At 58.6% G+C, this 1428-nt stretch carries 1 protein-coding gene; it reads left to right on the forward strand.

Features of this window, described 5'->3' with window-relative positions; all coding sequences use genetic code 11:
* The first annotated feature begins 129 nt into the window (after positions 1–129).
* Positions 130–1188: an IS110 family transposase gene (locus NPS56_RS30895; protein ID WP_274078160.1), complete on the forward strand. Its 1059-nt coding sequence runs from the start codon at positions 130–132 to the stop codon at positions 1186–1188.
* Positions 1189–1428 lie beyond the last annotated feature (240 nt).

Raw genomic sequence — 1428 nt, forward strand, 5'->3', positions numbered from 1 at the left:
TGTAATTGGATGGACTCGCCCCAGCCGAGGCGTCAATGCGCCACGGTGGCAGTCTAAACAGCCAACGGCAGCGAGGGCGAGTCCATGAAAAAGCATAGTTCGATTGATCAATCCCTGTCTTCTACCGATTTGTCGGCCTGCACAACCTTGGCGGTCGATCTGGCCAAGCAGGTTTTTCAGGTCGCCGGTGAAGATGTTCTCGGCCAGGTGCGCTTCGAGCAACGGATCAAGTCGCGCGAGGCGTTCTATGAGTTTCTCCAAAAGTTGCCGCCTCATGTTGTGGTTTTGATGGAGACCGGTCCGGGTGCTCAAGCCTGGGCCCGGCAACTGCAAGACCAAGGTAATTCGGCGCGGATTCTTCCAGCCGGTTTGGTGGCCAAACATCGCAGTGGGCCAAAAAATGATCGCAACGATGCGTTGGCGATTCTGCGGGCTGGTCGCGATGAAAAAATCTGCGCAGTACCGGTCAAAAGCGTCGCGGCGCTGGCCATGCAGGCGTTGCATCGCGCCCGTCAGGGCTATGTGCGTCGGCGCACGGCCGTCAGTAATCAGATGCGCGGCCTGCTGCTCGAGCACGGTGTCGCCTTGGCGCAAGGCGATGTTGCGATCAGCCAGAAAATTCCGCGGGTGCTGGAAGATGCTACCCAGCCGGTGCCGGCCCTGCTGCGTGAACTGATCGACGAACTGCTGGCCGAGTGGCGCCATTTGGGCGAGCGCATCAGCGTACTGACGGGACGCCTGGAAGTGGCCGCCAACGCCGACATGACGGCGAAGCGACTGATGACTGTGCGCGGCATCGGCCCAGTCACAGCCACGGCCCTGGTGGCCAAGGAAACCAAGCCTGAGCGATTTCCCAATGCCCGCAAGTTTGCCGCGTACTTTGGCATGGTGCCTGACCAGCACAGCAGCGGGGAAAAGATCCGGCTGGGGGACATGACCAAGCGAGGTGATGCTTATTTACGCAGCCTGATGATCCAAGGAGCCCACGCGGTGCTGCAACAACTACGACCTGATTCCCAGCAACCCGATGACCGCCGCTTGTTGCACTGGATGAGCCGGTTGGGTCGTAAGGAAGCTGCGATCAGGCTAGCCAACCGCAACCTGCGAATCGTCTGGGTGCTTCTACAGAATGACCAGACTTATCGTCGCCACGCCGGAGATGGCCAGCAGGCAACGATGAGCCACTGAGCGACAGAGTTCTGCCACCGAGGTACCAACTGTCCGACCCTTTGCTGAAAAAAATTGACCCCAGGTAAGACCGGCGTGGATTGATGCCTAAGCTCCTACTGGCCTTCGAGGCCTGAATGTAATCGGCATACCACGAGCTTTTCCAATTTTGGCCAGAAGCCGAAGACGGCTTCCACGAATAGGCCTTATACATAGATGCAACGGGGCGACGGTTTTTTAAAAGCGGGTAGACAGTGGGGG

The sequence above is a fragment of the Pseudomonas putida genome, from assembly GCF_028682635.1.
In the GTDB taxonomy this organism is placed as follows: domain Bacteria; phylum Pseudomonadota; class Gammaproteobacteria; order Pseudomonadales; family Pseudomonadaceae; genus Aquipseudomonas; species Aquipseudomonas putida_AE.